The sequence below is a fragment of the Roseivivax isoporae LMG 25204 genome (assembly GCF_000521865.1).
GTDB classification, from domain to species: domain Bacteria; phylum Pseudomonadota; class Alphaproteobacteria; order Rhodobacterales; family Rhodobacteraceae; genus Roseivivax; species Roseivivax isoporae.
Genome location: NZ_JAME01000192.1, coordinates 1 through 344 on the forward strand (window position 1 = coordinate 1; position 344 = coordinate 344).

Sequence of the window (344 nt, forward strand, 5' to 3'; positions counted from 1 at the left end):
GGGATCAGTTCGCGCGCGACGAAGGGAAAGGTCACGAACATCGTGGCGAGCACGATCCCGGGGAAGGCGAAGATGATCTTCATGTCGTTCGCCACGAGCCAGGCCCCGAGCCCCGAATTTGCCCCGGCGAGCAGCACCAGCGACAGGCCCGCGACGACAGGCGAGACCGAGAACGGCAGGTCGATCAGGGTGATCAGGAACGCCTTGCCGCGGAAATCGAACTTGGCGATGGCCCATGCGGCCGCGATTCCGAACACCGCGTTGAGCGGCACCGTGATTGCCGCCACGATGAGCGTCAGCCGTATTGCCGACCGGGCCTCGGGCAGGGTCAGCGCCTCGAGCGC

At 66.3% G+C, this 344-nt stretch carries 1 protein-coding gene; it reads right to left on the reverse strand.

All coding sequences use genetic code 11. The annotated features are described in order from the left end of the window. On the reverse strand, positions 1 to 344 hold a 344-nt coding region (locus tag RISW2_RS23300; RefSeq protein ID WP_043776121.1), incomplete at both ends, for an ABC transporter permease family protein.